The sequence below is a fragment of the Actinoplanes campanulatus genome (assembly GCF_014647795.1).
Lineage (GTDB): Bacteria > Actinomycetota > Actinomycetes > Mycobacteriales > Micromonosporaceae > Actinoplanes > Actinoplanes campanulatus.
Genome location: NZ_BMPW01000014.1, coordinates 54,983 through 70,823, shown reverse-complemented (window position 1 = coordinate 70,823; position 15,841 = coordinate 54,983). Strand labels below are relative to the sequence as shown.

Below are 15,841 nucleotides of genomic sequence, written 5' to 3'. Positions count from 1 at the left end.
GCGTCGCCCCATCCGCGAGGATGGGGCGATGCCAGCGAATGTCGGCCGGCCGGCGCGCCTGTCCCTGGACGCGATCGTCGCCGCGGCCACCCGCATCCTCGAGACCGAGGGCCTGGAGAAGCTGTCGATGCGGCGGCTCGCCACCGACCTGGGCAGCGCGCCGATGGCCGTCTACCACCACGTGCGCGACAAGGACGACCTGCTCGTGCACGTGATGGAGTCGCAGGCGCGGGCCATGCCGCGGCCGTCGTTCCCGGACGATCCGCGGGAGCGGCTGATCGAGGCGTCGGTGCTGCTCTACGAGCTGCTGGCGGAACGGCCGTGGATCGTCGAGGTGCTGACCGGCAAGGACCTGATCGGCCCGTCCGCGTTGTGGATCGTGGAGGCGATGATCGGCGCGGCCGCCGACCACGGGTGCTCCGGCGACGACGCCGTCTACGTCTACCGGACGATCTGGTTCTACATCGTCGGCGACCTGGTGATCCGGGTCGCCCGCCACGGCCGGGTCGGCGAGAACGAGACGGTCGCCGCCCTGACCGCGGACACGCATCCCCGGCTCGCGGCGGTCGCCGGGCGCTGGGCCGAGCTCAACGCCCGCGACACCCACCGGCGGGGCATCACCGCGATCGTCAACGGGTTGCTGGGGTAGTTGCACAGAATTCGGCGTAGCGGCCGCCGAGCGCCGACAACTCCTCGTGTGTGCCGTCCTCGACGATCCGGCCCTCGTCGAGGAAGACGATCCGGTCGGCGCGGCGGACCGTGCCCATCCGGTGCGCGACCATCACCACGGTCCGGCCGGCCATCAGCCGTTCGATGCCGTCGTGCACGGCCGCCTCGTTCTCCGGATCCAGCGCCGAGGTCACCTCGTCGAGCAGCACGATCGGGGCGTCCTTGAGCAGCGCGCGGGCGATCGACACCCGCTGGCGCTCACCACCGGACAGCCGGGCGCCGCCCTCGCCGACGGTCGTGTCCCAGCCGCTCGGCAGCCGGGCGGCGGTCGATACGGCCCGCACCTCGGCGTCGGTGGCTTCCGGGCGGCCCAGCCGTACGTTCTCCTCGATCGTCCCGTCGAACAGGTAGGTGTCCTGGAAGACGATCGCGATCCGGGACATCAGCTCGTCCGGCGCGATGTCGCGGACGTCCACGCCGCCGAGGCGTACCGTGCCTTCCCCGACGTCGTGGAACCGGGCGATGAGCTGCAACAACGTGGTCTTCCCGGCGCCGGACGGACCGACCACGGCCAGGCGCTGACCCTGCGGCACCGACAGCGACAGCCCGGTGAGGCCGCGGAAGGAGACGCCGTCGAACTCCAGGTCGTCGCGGTCCGGCCGGACCGGATGCCCGGTCTCCGGCAGCAGCGGAGTGTCGAGCAGCCGGTCGAGCCGCTCCAGTTCGGTCCGCGCGGCCCGTAGTCTGCCGCCGATGTCGGTCAGCGACAGCAGCGGGTCGGCGGCGCGGGCCGCCAGCACCAGGATCGCCAGCAGTTCGGCCACGCCGAGGTGGCCGCCGAGCGCCAGGTACGCGCCGAGGGCCAGGACGGCGGTGAAGGCCGTCTGCACGGTGAAGGCCATGCCGACCGCCCCCGGCAGCACCGACAGCGCCCGGCGGCGTGACGCCCGTTCGAGATCCCGGAGCGCGTCGTCGAGCAGCGCGAACCGCTCGCCGGTCCGCCCGCCCGCGCGCAGCACCGGCTGGGCCTGGAGGAACTCGACGACCCGGGCGGCGGCCTCGTCACCGACCTCGGCGTGCCCGTCGCCGGCCGGCCGCTTCCGGACGGCCAGCAGCACCAGCGGGGCGGCGGCGAGCGCGGCCAGGCCGAGCCGCCAGTCGTAGGCGGTGATCACCACGACGATCGTCAGCGGGGTCACGCATGCCGCGATGAACGGGCCCAGCAGGTGCGCCGACACGCCCAGTGCGGCGAGCAGGCCCCGGCCGGCCAGGCCGGACACCTCGCCGACGCGGGCCCTGTCGTACCAGCCCAGCGGCAGCCGGGCCAGGTGGTCGCCGAGCCGGTGGTACATGCCGCGCAGCAGGGTGGTGCCGACCCGCATGCCGGACAGGTCGGCCGCGTAGCGCAGCACGCCGAGCGCCGCCACGGCCGCCGCGAAACCGAGCAGCCACGGCCATGCGGCCGCCGGGTCTTTCAGGATCGGCACGATCAGGGCGTAGAGCAGACCCTCCAGGAAGGCGGCGGCGGTCATCAAGGCGATGGGTACGGCGTACGCGGCGCCGCCCGCCCGCAGCAGTGTGCGGATCACCGGATCACCCCGTTCTCCAGGCGTACGACGGCGTCGGCGGCCGCGATCGTCTCCGGCCGGTGGGCGATCACCAGAACCGTCCGCCCCCGCAGCCCCGCGAGGGTGTCCCGGATCGCCCGGTCGGTCAGCGGATCGGCGAAGGCGGTCGCCTCGTCCAGCACCAGCACCGGGGTGTCCGCGATCAGTGCCCGGGCCAGGGCGATCCGCTGCGCCTCCCCGCCGGAGAGGGTGGCCTGCTCACCGAGCACCGTGTCGTACCCGTGCGGAAGCCGCAGAATCCGGTCATGGATGTGCGCGAGCCGCGCCGCCCGCACCACGTCGTCGAAGCTCGCGTGCGGAACGGCGAGCGCGATGTTGTCGGCCACCGAGGCGCGCAGCAACCGCACGTCCTGGAAGACGAACGCGATCCGCCGGTACAGCTCCCGGGACCCGATGTCGCGCAGGTCGGCCCCGCCGAGCAGCACCGCCCCGCCGGCCGGATCGAAGAACCGCGGCAACAACCGCACCAGCGTCGACTTGCCGCCACCGGACGGCCCGGTCAGCGCCGTGACGGTCCCCGGTTCGAGCACCAGGTCGACGCCGCGCAGCACCTCCGGCCCGTCGTCGTAGGCGAACCGCACCCCACGCAACTCCACCCGGTCGCCGTCCGGCAGCACCGGCCGTTCCGGTTCGGGCAACGGCGGCGTCGCCAGCACGGCCCGGATCCGGCCGACCGCCCGCCCGGCCGCCTGCAGATCGTCGAACCCGTGCCCGAGCGCCGCCACCGGGGCGGTCAACCCCAGCCCCAGCAGCAGGAACGGCAGCAGATCGGCCGGCGCCAGCCCACCCGAGGTGATCCGGATCGTGCCGCCGGTCAGCACGGCCAGCAGCACCACCGGCGGCGACAGCGCCAGCTGCATCCCGGCCGCGACCGCCGACACCCCGCGCACCCAGCGGGTGAACACCTCGGTGAACTCGTCGGCCGCCGCCACGAACCGGCGGTGCGCCCGCCCGGCCCCACCGAACGCCTTCACCACCGCGATGCCTTGCACGAACTCGACCACGGCGGCCGCGATCCGCCCCATCGCCGCGTCGTAGGCGTGCTGCTCGCGCACCCGGGCCGGCAGCATCAGCAGCGGCACGAGCGCCACCGCCACCAGCACCGGAACCAGGGTGATCAGGGTGAGCCGCCAGTCGACGCCCAGCAGATAGACCAGCGACACGAGCGGCACGACGAACGCGGCGGTCAGCTCACCGGGCGCGTGCGCGATGAACGGGTGCACCGCGTCCACGTCCTCGCCGGCGACCCGGGCCAGCTCCCCGCTGCGGCGCCGCCCGAACCAGCCGATCGGCGCCCGCCCCAGCGTGGCGGCCAGCTCCCGCCGCAGCCCGAGCTGCACCTCACCGTCGAGAACGTGCCCGAGCCCGGCCGACGCCCCGGTGAATACGAGCCGCACCAGCAGTCCCGCGGCGCCGGCCAGCACGACGGTCCAGACGTGGGCGCGGTCGGGCGGGCCGGGCGACAGCAGGACGCGACCCAGCTCGGCGACGGCGAGCAGCGGCGCGAGCCCGGCCACGGCCCCCATCACCTGAAGAGCCGCGACCAGGGCGAATTTCGGCCCATGGGGGCGCAAGACGTCGGCGACCATCACTCTCCCTCCTTTTCTGTACGCGTACGAAAATAGCGTAACGCGCTGGTGAGGAGTGTCGCCACCACGGTCGGGGCGCCGATGCCGCAGAAGGTGATGCTCGGATACGACCTGAACGCGTTCACCACCGCCGTCGGCGTGCGCCGCACCCGCGTGCTCTGCATCGGACTGCCGTTGTGGGCGACGCTCGAACCGCAGGAGTGGGTGCTCGAGCGACACCCCAGGCAGACCGCCACTGTCAGGCTGACCGCCAGCGACGCCGCCCGCATCGACGAGGAACTCGCCGTGCACCAGAAGCGCGTCCAGCGCGAACTCACCTACGGATAGGGTGCCGGGCATGGGTACCTGGGGAGCCGGCAACTTCGACAGCGACACGGCCGCCGACCATCTGTCGATTCTCACCGAGCGGCTGGTGAGCGAGGTCGAGGAGGCGATGTCCGGCGATCCGGTCGAGCTGGAGCCCGACGAGTACTGGGGTGTCGCCGTGCCCTGCAATCTCGAGATCCTGCACGTCCTGGCGAGCCGGCGCTGGGTCGGCGTCGTGCTGCCCGAGGCCGCGACGGTCGAGGCGTGGAAGGCGACCTACCTGGCCGTCTGGGACGCCAACATCGACGGATTGTCGCCGGCCCCGGAGCACCGGGCGCAGCGGCGAGCGGCACTGGAGCGCACGTTCGACCAGCTCGTCGAGGCGATCCGGATCAGCTGACTCCGCGGCCGGCCATCTCCCCGACGGACTCGATCAGGCCGTCGACCGCGTCGTCGTCGATGCCTTCCAACTCGATGATGAGCCGGTCCACGCCCACGTCGGCGTACCGGCAGACGGTGTCGAGGTCCGCCCCCCGGATGCCGTCCGACTAGGCTGCGGCGGTGATCATCGACGCGGCGCAGTGGTTCGGCCTGGATACCGTTGCGGCCGAGAAGGTGGCGACGTCGATCGCCGTACGATCCGGGGCCGAACTGGCGGAGTTCCGAGCCCACGAATACGCCGGCCGGCGCGTACCGGTCGCGGGTTTCGTGGTGGGCGGCGAGCGGTTCGCGTTCGTGCCCGGCGGTGAGGTGACGGTGGGCTTCGACGGCGACCGTTTCGAGCCGACGCCGCAGCAGGAGGCCTGCTTCGCGGACAGCGCGGCCGAGTACGGCATCGAGCGGGACATCCGGCAGTTCACCGACTCGGTCACCTCACCCCGGCGGACCGTTGTGGTGCCTCCGTTGCTGGTGGCCGTCGAAGCCGTCGAGGCGGGCGCGGTCGCGGTGCCGCCAGACCACCCCGACATCGTACGGCGTGTCGACCGGCTCCAGCGTCAGCCCAGACCGGCGGCGGAACCCGCGCCGGGGCAGGCCGAGTGGGCGGGCGCCGCCCGGGTGACCCTGCGACCGGACTGGACCGTCGAGGCCGCCTGGCTGCTCGATGCTCCCTCGTACGATGGCGAGGTCGCCCGGCTCGCCGGGCTCGGACAGCGACTGCTGACGCCGGACGAGTGGGAGCACGCGTGCGGTGCCGGCGCGACCACCCTGTTCCGATGGGGAGACGCGAATCCGGAGAGTGACCCGTGGTCGGCGAGAACCGGTCCGCACCGTGGACCCAACCTGTTCGGCCTGAACATCGGGCAGGATCCCTATCGCGAGGAGCGCACGGCCATCCGTGACGTGCTGTGCGGTGGTGACGGCGGGACCGCCGTCTGCGGTGGTTCCGGCAGCTTCCTCCCCTGGCTGACGATCGCCACCGCATTCCGCGACGACGATCACGCGGCCGAGGTCGCGAGCGATGACGATTACGGCACGATGCGGCTCCGCCCGGCGATCCCCTTGACGTGACGGCGCCCTCACCCGGGACCACCAGCACAAGCTCGCCGAGGTGCTGGCGCGGTGGCGTCACCGGTGGGACGCCCGTCTGGTCGCCTCATGGGGCACCATGCTCCAGTTCCAGGTGGGCGTCGCCCGGCCCCCGGCGACGAGGCGTGGACCGTGGCCGGCCAGCTCGAGGCGCTCGCCCCGAACCTCGAACTGAGCCGATGGGAGGTCGCCGTGGTTCGTGCACAACCGTCCCTGACCATGACGCGCCGATCCCTTTGGGAATCGTACGCCGTCAGCCTGATTGCAAATCCGCGCCGCTTTCCGGTGCATTGTCAATCTGTCACCGCGGTTGATCGGCTCCGAGCTGTCGGTGGAAAACAGGATGGCATGATCATCCGCTTACACTTCGGGATCGGATCGCGGAAGAATTCAGTCATGGGGCAGGGGTCGCTTTTCAGCAGGGCACAGACCGCGGAGATGCGCGACCCGTCGAAGGCGCGCAACCATTCTCCCGAGCGCGAGGAGTTTCGTCGCATGCAACAGCGGCGTCGCGCTTTCGGCCTTGAACGCCGCCACGCCGAAAAGCTTCGCCGCCTCCACCCCGACCCGGCCACCTTACCGGCCCCGCCTGGTGGGTCCGGTCCCGCCGCCCGGCCGGTCGATCTCGCTGAACGGCCGCAGCCTCCCGCGCGGTGCGCACCGGACAGTCGCAGACCATCCACCGCAACTGACTCTCTCCACCCTCCCGCAACCGCACCGCCCACGCCCGAAGCGCCCCATAGGCCGCACGCCGCGATCTCACCGCTACACCCCATGGCCCGACCGTCGACAGTCGGCCGAGACGGTCCAGCCAGCTGTCAGGGTTGCTTCGGCCGTGTCGGAGCAGTGGTCGGGGTCAGTCGAAGGGTTTCGGCTGGTTGTCAGGGTTGTCTCGGCCGAGTTGAAACAGCACCTACGGCCAGCCGGGAGACTTCGGCTGGCCCGCCATGCCCCGCGGCTCGGCGCCCGGTGACGGCTTCGATCGCGAACCGGCGATCGGGTTTCGGGTGTGCCCGCCGAAGTCGTTCGGTAGCCCTTTGCCCGGGGCGGCGCCTTTACCAAGGAATCCGGCCAGGACTCTCCGATGGCCGGAGAGGAATTCGGCGAGACCCGCCGCTGTCGCATCCACCTGAGCCAGCGCGCGGAACCCGCCAAGAATAACGCCCGAGCATCGCCTATTTGCGATCAGCTCATGAGTCGCACCTTACAATCCTGGGAAATGTTGTGACCCCCAGAGGTGACGGGTGAATTGCGCGCTGGGACTCGGTCCGTGACATTCTCATCGGTAGCGGGCGCCTCGGCCGTTTCGCTTGGTGGAAAGTCGTGACTGCGCTGAGGACTTGCTGGGGAAATCGGTGACGAAAGATGTCGCGCCCAGCCTCGAGGACCTCTGTGCGTCACCCCGTCCAGCGATGGTGGCGGGTGGGCTACAGGGTGGTTGATGTGGCCCAGTCGGCGTTTGCGGTGTGGCCCAGGGTGGCGTACCAGTTGTTGGGAGCGGGGTGCAGCTGGAGGTAGGGCAGGTCCGGGACCCCGTAGGCGTGCAGCACGTCCCACACGTTGTCGGCGCAGTTGTTGCCGATGACGTCGTAGCCCCGGCCGGCCGAGGCTGCCGCGACCACATCGGCGGGGCCGGTGTCGAGAGTCGACCGGGAACCCGTGATCCTCTTGTAGGCGTTGTAGCCGTGGGACCTCATTGCGGTCAGCATCTCCTGCTCGGTGCCGCTTCCGCGCCAGAAGCCGTTGTCGAAGCCTTTGTCGATGTGTGCCTTGCCGGTGGGGTTCTCCACGGAGCCGAAGGCGTAGCTGCCGTCGCAGGTGAGCCGGTAGCCCCAGCCCACGTGCCCGAGACCGTTCGCCCCGGCGGTCCGGACGAACACGTAGGCGCCGTTGGCGGGGTCGCATTGCAGGGTGGCCGCGCTCGCGAATGCCGTCAGCGGCCCGATCGACGCCGCGAGGAGTGCCACCGTCAGTACGCAGAAGACGAGAAACCGGGGGCGTCGGACGGCGCTTGCCATGGACATGGATGACTCCCTGCATTCCGCTGCGCGTGCATGCCTCACCGGGCCCCGAAGCGGCAGGAGAACGGTGTGTGAACGTGCACACATTATGATCACCGTTGATCTCCGTCAAGAGCGGCGGCGTCTGACAGGGGCCTGATGACTTTTCTGTCGAACCCCATGGCCGATACTGCAGACGTGACCTCGATCAACGACGACTCGTCCAAGCCGCGGGACGCCGGTGCCGATGCCGTGCCGGAGCCGCCCGCCCGCAAGCCGCTGAACAACAGTTGGGTCTTCACCCTGGCTGGACTGATCGCCGGCACCTACTTCATGGTCAACGGAGCCATGATGCTCCGGGAGAAGCAGGGTGACGGCGTGTTCGCCCTGATCATCGCGGGGACCGTGGTGGTGGTCGCGGTGATCGGCGGTGTGCTGCTCAAGTCGTACCTGGCGGAACGAGCGGCCCGAAAGTAGCCGGTCCATCCTTGCTCGGCCTGCGGGAGCATCGATCTGAGCCCGGCGGGGGCGGCACAGGCTTGACCGGGCAGATGGTCGCGTGGACTCACGGGAACTGCCGTATGTGCGGTTGAGGGCGACGACACGCGTACCGGAAATGGGTTCAAGGGTTGCGGCCCAGGGCGGCCAGAAGCTGGTCGAACGGGGCGGGGAGGAAGTGCTCGGGCGGTTGACGCCGCCCGAGCGTGAGACGTTCCTCGCGGTGCTGCGCAGACTCAGTTCGTGACCAGGACGTCGTCCATGCCCTCGGCGCGCCAGGTGCGCAGCAACTCGTGGAAGACGACCGGGCCGGGACCGTAGGAGAAGTTCACCGGCCGCGGGTTGCCCTCGCCGTTGTAGTAGCCGGGCGTGCACTCGGCCTGGAAGTTGAAGTTGTTCGGGGCGGTCTCGAAGATGGTCCGCACCCAGCCCTCCTCGGCCTCCGCGGTCGGCTCCACCCGGATCGCGCCGCGCTTGGTGGCCTCGGCGACCACGGCGCCGATGTGGGTGGCCTGCTCCTGGAGCACGTGGACGAAGTTGACCGCGGCCGCGTTCTGCAGCGCCCCCAGGTGGAACAGGTTCGGGAAGCCGTGGCTGTAGAAGCCGTGCAGCGTACGCGGACCGTTGCGCCAGTGGCCGAGCAGCGGCATCCCGCCCCGGCCGGTGACCGGCAGCGTCCCGGACACCACGCCGGAGATGCCGACCTCGAACCCGGTGGCGAAGATGACGCAGTCCACCTCGTACTCCTGGTCGCCGACGACGATGGCGTTCGGGGTCATCCGGGTGATGCCGCCGTGGTCGGCCGTGTCGACCAGGGTCACGTTGGGCCGGTTGAACGCCGGCAGGTAGAAGTCGCTGAACGTGGGCCGCTTGCACATGTACCGGTACCAGGGCTTGAGGATCTCGGCGACGGCCGGGTCCTCGACCACCTCGTCGACCCGGGCGCGGATCTCGTCCATCGTCCGGAAGTCGGCGATCTCGTCGAGGTACTCGCGTTCCTCCGCCGAGATGGTCGGGTCCAGCGTGCCGGTCAGCATCTGCCGTTGGAGCTTGGCGGTCGCCGTCCAGCGGTCGCCGATCAGGTCCTGGTCGACGTGGCCGCCGGTGACGATGGTCAGGAAGTTGTCCATCCGCTCCTGCTGCCAGCCCGGCTGGAGCGACGCCGCCCATGCCGGGTCGGTGGGCCGGTTGCCGCGGACGTCCACGGTGGACGGCGTGCGCTGGAAGACGTACAGCTGCTGGGCCGACTCGGCCAGGTGCGGGACGACCTGGATGGCGGTGGCGCCGGTGCCGACCACGGCGACGCGAAGTCCGGCCAGCTTCGACAGGTCGTCGCCGGTGTAGTCGTAGTCCCACCGGCTGGTGTGGAACGTGTGACCCTGGAAGTCCTGGATGCCGGGGATGCCGGGCAGCTTCGGCTGGGTCATGGTGCCCGACGAGATCGCCACGTAACGGGACCGGAAATCGTCACCGCGGTCGGTGGTGACCTGCCACTCGTTGGCGGCGTCGTCCCAGGTCAGCGACGTGACGCGGGTGTGGAACATGGTGTCGTCGTACAGGTCGAACCGCTTGGCGATGGCGACGCAGTGCCGGCGGATCTCGTCGCCGGGGGCGTAGCGCCACTCCGGGACGTGGCCGACCTCCTCCAGCAGCGGCATGTAGACGGTCGCCTCGATATCGCAGTGGACGCCCGGGTAGCGGTTCCAGTACCAGGTGCCGCCGAAGTCGCCGCCCTCGTCGATCATCCGGAGCTGCTGGACGCCGGCCTGCCGCAGCCGCGCGCCGGTGAGCAGGCCGCCGAACCCGCCGCCGATCACCACCGCCTCGACCCGGTCGGTCTTCGGCTCCCGTTCCGCGAACGGCGTGTACGGATCCTTGGCGTAGTCGCCGAACTCGCCGGCCGCCCGCTGGTACTGGGTGGCCCCGTCCGGCCGTATGCGGCGGTCCCGCTCGGCGCGATATCTGGCGCGCAGAGCGGTGAGTTCCTCGGGGGTGAACCGGTGGGGCGTAGCGGGGATGCCGGAGGGGGACATGCGTGGGACCTTTCGCGGGGGAGCTTCCGGTGCGGCACAGCCAGGCGATCAATTTAAAGCAACTGACTGATGTAGATGGTGAAGCGGGGCCGCCTGTCGCGTTAATTGCGGTCCTGAATGCTCTGACACGGGGCCCCGTAGAGCCCTTCGAGGGCGTCGATCAGACTAGTCGCGGTCGCCGCCCATACGGAACGTGAGTCCACACCGGCCGGCATGGCCCGTTCCCGCCGCGCGCAGAAGTGCATGATCAGGGTGTGCGCCATGTCGTCGCGCTCCTGCCACACCTCGGGGGTCAGATGCGGCAGCCGCCGGTGCAGACCGTCCAGGACCGCGAGCAGGGTCGGCGCGGAACCCGCCTCGGCGACCGCCAGCTGCCGGAGATTCGGCTCGGTCATCAGCTGGGCCGCGAACCGGGCGTACCAGCTCGGATTGCCCAGCGTGGCGAGATGGTCGGTGATCGGCCGGACCACGCAGGTCACCCAGTCCCGCAACTGCTCGCTGCCGCCGTGCTCGGCCAGCAGTCGCTCCCGGATCCGCTCCGTCGGCGTCGCGTGCCGCCGCACGATCGCCCGGACCAGCTCGTTCTTGCCACCGAAGTGGTAGCCGACGGCCGCGTTGTTGCCCTGCCCGGCCGCCTCGCTGATCTGCCGGCTGGACACGGTGAAGACACCGTGCTCGGCGAAGAGCCGCTCCGCCGTCTCCAGGATCCGCGCGCGGGTCGTCTCCACCTGCTCGGCGCGCGCCCTCCTGGCGTTACTCATGCTCGTGCTCCGGTGCGACGTGCGAGAGTGGTCGGCGATCAGGATAAAACCCGGTGATCGTACGCCGGAGGCGGCTCAGCGGGCGGCGATACGCTGACCCGGTGACACCCGACCTCGTCCTGCTGACCCGGGTGGCCCACCGGGACCGGGAGATCACCGGCGCCCGGCTGCGGGACCTGCTCGCACTGCTCGCCGGGGACCCGCGGACCGGCTGCGGCACCGGCCGGCTGATCGAGGCACTGTGGCCGGACGAGCAGCCGGAGAATCCCCCGAAGGCGTTGCAGATCCTGGTGTCCCGGGCACGGTCGCAGCTCGGTGGGGACGTCGTCGTGCGTACCCCGACGGGTTATCGCCTGGCGCTGGCCGACGATCAGCTGGACAGCTCCGCCGTGCTGATCCGTGCCGCCGCGGCGGCCCGGTGTGCCCGCGACGGTGACCATTCCGCCGCGCTCGCCCACGCCGACGCCGGACTGGCGCTGTGGCAGGGGACCGTGCCGGGCGAGCCGGAGGACGACAGCCGGCTCGCCGCGCTGCGGGCCGAACGACGGACCGCGCACCGCGCCCTGACCCGGGCCCGCGCGCTCGCCCTGGCGCGGCTGGACCGGCACGCCGAGGCCGCCGGACCGCTCGCCGAACTGGCCGCGGATCGGCCCCGCGACGAGGAGATCCTGGTCGAGCTGCTGCGCTGTGAGGCGGCGACGGCCGGGCCGGCGACCGCGCTGGCCCGCTACGACGACTACCGGCGGGCGCTGCGTGACGAGCTCGGCGCCGATCCGGGGGCGGCTGTGCGGGCCGAGTATCGGCGGCTGCTGCACGGGCTCACCCCGACCGTGCGGCACGGGGTCGCCTACGAGCCGAATCCGCTGCTCGGCCGGGACGAGGACGTCGCCGCGGTGGAGGCGCTGCTGCGTGCTTCCCGGGTCGTCTCGATCGTCGGGCCGGGCGGGCTCGGCAAGACGCGTCTGGCCAACGCGGTCGCCCGCCGCGCCGAGATGCCCACCGTCACCGTGGTCCCGCTCGCCGCCATCGGTCCCGGCCAGGTCGCCACCGAGGTGGCCGCCGCCGCCGGAGCACACCTGCTGGTGCTGGACAACTGCGAGCACGTGGTCGCCGACGTCGCCGCCGTGGTCGGTGACCTGGTGGCGTCGAACGCCGACGTGCGGGTGCTCACCACCGGGCGTACCCCGCTCGGGCTGTCGTCGGAGGCGGTCTACCGGCTGCCGGAGCTCAGCCTGCCGGCCAGCGTGGCCCTGTTCGAGCAGCGTGCGCGGGCGCAGCGGCCCGGCGTCGACCTGCCGGCCGGCGAGGTGGAGCGGGTGTGCCGGCATCTGGACGGGCTGCCGCTCGCCGTCGAACTCGCCGCCGCCCGGGTGCGGATCATGTCGGTGAGCGACCTGGCCGGGCGGCTCGGCGACCGGTTCGGGCTGCTGCGCGGCGGCGCCCGGGACGCCCCGGCCCGCCACCACACGCTGCACGCCGTCGTCGACTGGAGCTGGAATCTGCTCGACCCGGCGGGGCGGGAGGCGATGCGGGCGCTGTCGGTGTTCCCCGGCGGGTTCACCGTCGCGGCCGCCGAACGGGTGCTCGGCGGCGACCCGCTCATGCTGCTCGAACACCTCGTCGACCATTCGCTGCTCACCGTGGACGACACGCCGTCCGGCACCCGGCTGCGGATGCTGGAGACGATCCGCGAGTTCAGCGCCGCCCGGCCGGGGGCCGATCCGACCGGGGCCCTTCTGGACTGGGCGCGGGAGTTCGGGCTCGCCCATCACGCGCATCTGTTCGGGCCGGAGCCGTACGCCTCGGCCGTCGCGATCAAGGCGGAGCAGGAGAATCTCCAGCACGCGCTGCGTCTCGCCGTCGACCGGGACGACCGGCCCACCATCGCGGCGGTCACCGCGGTCCTCGGCGGCCGCTGGCTGGTCGACTCCGACTACCCGCGGCTCACCGTCCTGACCCGGCAGACCTCCTGGGCACTGTCGCACTACCGGCCGGAACCGGAGTTCGCCGAGGTCACCCGGGGCGCCCTGGTGCTGGCGCTGGCCGCCACCTTCGGCACCGAGGGCGCCCGGCCGGTCCGCGCCGTCGTCGCGTTGCGCCGGCTCGGGCCGGCCGCCCCGGACACCGTGCTCGCGGCGGTCGACCGGGTGATCGCGGCGGTCCGCGACCCGGCCGAGCTCCAGCGGCTGTGCGAGAGCCCCGAGCCGCTGCTCGCCGGCGCCGCGAGCATCCTGATCAGCTACCACCGGGAGGCCGCCGGCGACCTCGACGGGGCGCTGGCGGCCGCCCGGCAGGCGCTCGGCCATTTCTCCGGGCCGGACCTGCCGTGGCTGCGGTCGGTCAACCACTGCCGGGTCGCCGAACTCTGCCTGCATCTCGAACAGGGCGCCGCCGCCCGGGACCATCTGCTCGCGGCGCTGCCGGTGATGGAACGGCTCGGGGCGCAGTCCACGGTGGCCGGCGCCCGTACCTGGCTGGTGCTCGCCAACCTCCAGATCGGGGACGCCGACGAGGCCGAGCGCTGGCTGGAGGGGGTGGCCGCGGTCGCGTACGCCGAGGAACTGGAGTCTTCCTCGATCGGCTACGACCTGGGCGTCCGTGCCGAGCTGGCGTTCGCCCGCGGTGACTCCGACGGCGGGTTGCGGCTGTGGCGGCGGGTCGCCGACCAACTGCGCGACGCCGGCGAGGCCTACGGCGTCATCGACCCGTGGGTGATGGAGGCGCGGTCGGTGGCGGTCATCGCACACGCCCGGCACGGACGGCTGGACCTGGTCGCCGACATCGCGGCGGCCCTGCCCGCCCGGCTGCACGACCTGCTCACCCACCCGCTGGACAATCCGCCGCCGTACCTGGTCGAGCAGACGATCTGCGGGACTCTGCTGCTGGCCGTGGCCACCGCCGACCTCACCCACCCGGATCGGGCCACCGGCGCGGCCCGGATGATCGCGCTGGCCGAACGGTTCCGGACCCTGCACAACTTCCAGCCGACCATGTCCACGGCCGCCGCCCGGGCCGACGCGGGGAAGGCCGACCGGCGGGCGTACGAGGAGGCCGTCTCCTCCTACGCCCACCTGGGCGGCCCACTCCTGCGGGCGGCCGCGGTTCAGGCGCTGCGCTCGCGACCGTAGTTGCGCCTCGCCCACACGTAACCGGCCACCGCGATCGCCCCGCACCAGCCGGCCGCGACCGCGCCGCTGTTCCCGATCGGCGTGCCGAGCAACAGCCCGCGCAGCGTCTCCATGATCGGCGTGAACGGCTGATGTTCGGCGAACCAGCTCAGCCCGGCCGGCATCGACTCGGTCGGCACGAACCCGCTGCCGAAGAGCGGCAGCAGCGTCAACGGCATCGGCAGGTTGCTCGCCCCGTTCACCGACTTCGCCGACAGCCCCATCCCGACGGCCAGCCACACCAGCGCGAACGCCGTGGCGGTGAGCAGGGCCGCCGTGGCCAGCCACTCGGTCACGGTCGCGTCCGGCCGGAAACCGACGAGCACCGCCACCGCGAGGATGATCAGGAGCTGGCACAGGATCTGGAGCACACTGCCCAGGACATGGCCGGTCAGCACCGAGGTCCGGGCGATCGCCATGGTCCGGAAACGGTCCATGATGCCGCTGGTCATGTCGATCGCCACCGCGATCGAGGTGCCCTGGACAGCGCTGGCCACGGTGATCAGCAGGATGCCGGGGACGACGTAGTTGACGTACGCCTGCCGGCCACCCTGGCCGCCCAGCCCGTCGCCGAGCGTCCCGCCGAGCACATAGACGAACAACAACAGGAAGATGATCGGCACGGCGAGCAGCAGCAGCGTCGTCGACAGGTCCCGGGCCATGTGCCGGAACTGGCGGCGCAGCATGATCAATCCATCGGTCATCGGCCCGCTCCCGTCACCGCGAAGAACACGTCGTCCAGGTCGGGCGTGTGCACGCTCAGCGCCTCCACCTCGACCGCCGCCGCGTCGAGCCGGCCCAGCAGGTTCCGCAGCGTCTGGATCCGGTTGTCGCCCGGCACCCGCAGCACCAGCGGTTCCCCGTCGGGCGGCACGTCCAGCGCCACGGCCGCTCTCTTCAGCGCTTGATCATCGGCGAACCGCAGCTCCACGTGCCCGCCCGGCACCAGCCGTTTGAGCTCCTCCGGGCTGCCCTCGGCGACCAGCCGCCCGTGGTCGAGCAGTGCGATCCGGTCGGCGAGCTGATCCGCCTCCTCCAGGTACTGGGTGGTGAGCAGGGCCGTCACGCCCTGCCCGGCCAGGTCGCGGACGATCTGCCACATGTCGCGCCGGCTGCGCGGGTCCAGGCCGGTCGTCGGCTCGTCCAGGAAGATCACTTTCGGGCGGCCCATCAGCCCCATGGCCAGATCCAGGCGGCGCCGCATGCCACCCGAGTAGGTCACCGCCGGCTTCCGCGCCGCCTCGGCCAGCCCGAACCGGTCCAGCAGATCCTTCGTACGCCGTCGGCGTTCCGTTCGGCCGAGATGGTTCAGATCGGCCATCAGCAGCAGGTTCTCCTCGCCGGTGAGATAGTCGTCGAGCGCCGAGAACTGGCCGGTCATGCCGATCACGGCCCGTACCCGGTCGGGTTCGCGGGCCACGTCGTGCCCACAGATCCGGGCCACGCCCTCGTCCGCGCGGATCAGGGTGGCGAGAATCCGCACCATGGTGGTCTTTCCGGCCCCGTTCGGGCCGAGCAGCGAGAACACGGACCCTTCGGGAACGTGCAGGTCGATGGCGTCGAGCACCACCTGATCGCCGTAGGAACGGCGCAGGCCGGTCACCTCGATCGCCGGGATGTCAGTCATAGTGGGGACCATGCGCACGGCCCGGATCACGGCGGT

General features: G+C 71.6%; 13 protein-coding genes. 6 read left to right on the top strand and 7 right to left on the bottom strand.

Annotation, left to right across the window (positions count from 1 at the left end; all coding sequences use genetic code 11):
• Positions 1–28 precede the first annotated feature (28 nt).
• Positions 29–649, top strand: coding sequence for a TetR/AcrR family transcriptional regulator (locus IEZ13_RS25920; RefSeq protein ID WP_183223661.1), 621 nt, complete (start codon positions 29–31; stop codon positions 647–649).
• Here IEZ13_RS25920 and IEZ13_RS25915 read toward each other — a convergent pair.
• Both IEZ13_RS25915 and IEZ13_RS25910 read right to left on the bottom strand, forming a co-directional pair.
• Positions 630–2,258, bottom strand: coding sequence for an ABC transporter ATP-binding protein (locus IEZ13_RS25915; RefSeq protein ID WP_183223659.1), 1,629 nt, complete (start codon positions 2,256–2,258; stop codon positions 630–632). The two genes, IEZ13_RS25920 and IEZ13_RS25915, sit on opposite strands and share 20 nt — an antisense overlap.
• Positions 2,255–3,886, bottom strand: a complete 1,632-nt coding sequence (locus tag IEZ13_RS25910) for an ABC transporter ATP-binding protein (protein ID WP_183223657.1) — start codon at positions 3,884–3,886, stop codon at positions 2,255–2,257. Before IEZ13_RS25910 ends, IEZ13_RS25915 begins: the two co-directional genes overlap by 4 nt.
• A 48-nt stretch (positions 3,887–3,934) precedes the next feature.
• Between IEZ13_RS25910 and IEZ13_RS25905 the strand changes: the two genes are divergently transcribed.
• From IEZ13_RS25905 to IEZ13_RS25895, 3 genes are all read left to right on the top strand, one after another.
• On the top strand, positions 3,935–4,213 hold the full coding sequence (locus IEZ13_RS25905) for a M48 family metalloprotease (protein ID WP_183223655.1): 279 nt from the start codon (positions 3,935–3,937) through the stop codon (positions 4,211–4,213).
• A gap of 10 nt (positions 4,214–4,223) precedes the next feature.
• Positions 4,224–4,592, top strand: a complete 369-nt coding sequence (locus IEZ13_RS25900) for a DUF4259 domain-containing protein (protein ID WP_183223653.1) — start codon at positions 4,224–4,226, stop codon at positions 4,590–4,592.
• Positions 4,593–4,753: 161 nt separating this feature from the next.
• The gene (locus tag IEZ13_RS25895; protein WP_183223651.1) at positions 4,754–5,701 is read left to right on the top strand and encodes a hypothetical protein; all 948 of its coding nucleotides are present in this window, start codon (positions 4,754–4,756) and stop codon (positions 5,699–5,701) included.
• Positions 5,702–7,146: 1,445 nt separating this feature from the next.
• Here IEZ13_RS25895 and IEZ13_RS25890 read toward each other — a convergent pair.
• The gene (locus tag IEZ13_RS25890) at positions 7,147–7,743 is read right to left on the bottom strand and encodes a hypothetical protein (RefSeq protein WP_183223649.1); all 597 of its coding nucleotides are present in this window, start codon (positions 7,741–7,743) and stop codon (positions 7,147–7,149) included.
• A 174-nt stretch (positions 7,744–7,917) separates the two neighbouring features.
• Here IEZ13_RS25890 and IEZ13_RS25885 point away from each other — a divergent pair, with 174 nt between their 5' ends.
• Entirely contained in the window at positions 7,918–8,196 is a 279-nt protein-coding gene (locus tag IEZ13_RS25885) for a hypothetical protein (protein ID WP_183223647.1), read from the top strand.
• Positions 8,197–8,453: 257 nt separating this feature from the next.
• Here the strand turns inward: IEZ13_RS25885 and IEZ13_RS25880 are convergent, their stop codons facing one another.
• Together IEZ13_RS25880 and IEZ13_RS25875 are read right to left on the bottom strand one after the other, a co-directional pair.
• Positions 8,454–10,250: a flavin-containing monooxygenase gene (locus IEZ13_RS25880; protein WP_183223645.1), complete on the bottom strand. Its 1,797-nt coding sequence runs from the start codon at positions 10,248–10,250 to the stop codon at positions 8,454–8,456.
• 101 nt (positions 10,251–10,351) lie between these two features.
• The gene (locus tag IEZ13_RS25875) at positions 10,352–11,011 is read right to left on the bottom strand and encodes a TetR/AcrR family transcriptional regulator (protein WP_183223643.1); all 660 of its coding nucleotides are present in this window, start codon (positions 11,009–11,011) and stop codon (positions 10,352–10,354) included.
• Between the two features lie 101 nt (positions 11,012–11,112).
• On the opposite strand from IEZ13_RS25875, the gene IEZ13_RS25870 reads away from it, so the two are divergent.
• Positions 11,113–14,139 (top strand): ATP-binding protein, encoded by a 3,027-nt coding sequence (locus tag IEZ13_RS25870; RefSeq protein ID WP_183223641.1) that lies wholly within the window; start codon positions 11,113–11,115, stop codon positions 14,137–14,139.
• Here IEZ13_RS25870 and IEZ13_RS25865 read toward each other — a convergent pair.
• Both IEZ13_RS25865 and IEZ13_RS25860 read right to left on the bottom strand, forming a co-directional pair.
• Complete coding sequence (locus IEZ13_RS25865) at positions 14,115–14,882, bottom strand: ABC transporter permease (protein WP_183223639.1); 768 nt, start codon at positions 14,880–14,882, stop codon at positions 14,115–14,117. The two genes, IEZ13_RS25870 and IEZ13_RS25865, sit on opposite strands and share 25 nt — an antisense overlap.
• Positions 14,879–15,805, bottom strand: coding sequence for an ATP-binding cassette domain-containing protein (locus tag IEZ13_RS25860; RefSeq protein WP_203834093.1), 927 nt, complete (start codon positions 15,803–15,805; stop codon positions 14,879–14,881). Before IEZ13_RS25860 ends, IEZ13_RS25865 begins: the two co-directional genes overlap by 4 nt.
• Positions 15,806–15,841 lie beyond the last annotated feature (36 nt).

Coding starts and splice junctions, on each gene's coding strand:
- IEZ13_RS25920 (WP_183223661.1), top strand. CDS start 29: ATGCCAGCGAATGTCGGCCGGCCGGCGCGCCTGTCCCTGGACGCGATC.
- IEZ13_RS25910 (WP_183223657.1), bottom strand. CDS start 3,886: ATGGTCGCCGACGTCTTGCGCCCCCATGGGCCGAAATTCGCCCTGGTC.
- IEZ13_RS25900 (WP_183223653.1), top strand. CDS start 4,224: ATGGGTACCTGGGGAGCCGGCAACTTCGACAGCGACACGGCCGCCGAC.
- IEZ13_RS25890 (WP_183223649.1), bottom strand. CDS start 7,743: ATGTCCATGGCAAGCGCCGTCCGACGCCCCCGGTTTCTCGTCTTCTGC.
- IEZ13_RS25880 (WP_183223645.1), bottom strand. CDS start 10,250: ATGTCCCCCTCCGGCATCCCCGCTACGCCCCACCGGTTCACCCCCGAG.
- IEZ13_RS25875 (WP_183223643.1), bottom strand. CDS start 11,011: ATGAGTAACGCCAGGAGGGCGCGCGCCGAGCAGGTGGAGACGACCCGC.
- IEZ13_RS25865 (WP_183223639.1), bottom strand. CDS start 14,882: ATGACCGATGGATTGATCATGCTGCGCCGCCAGTTCCGGCACATGGCC.
- IEZ13_RS25860 (WP_203834093.1), bottom strand. CDS start 15,805: ATGACTGACATCCCGGCGATCGAGGTGACCGGCCTGCGCCGTTCCTAC.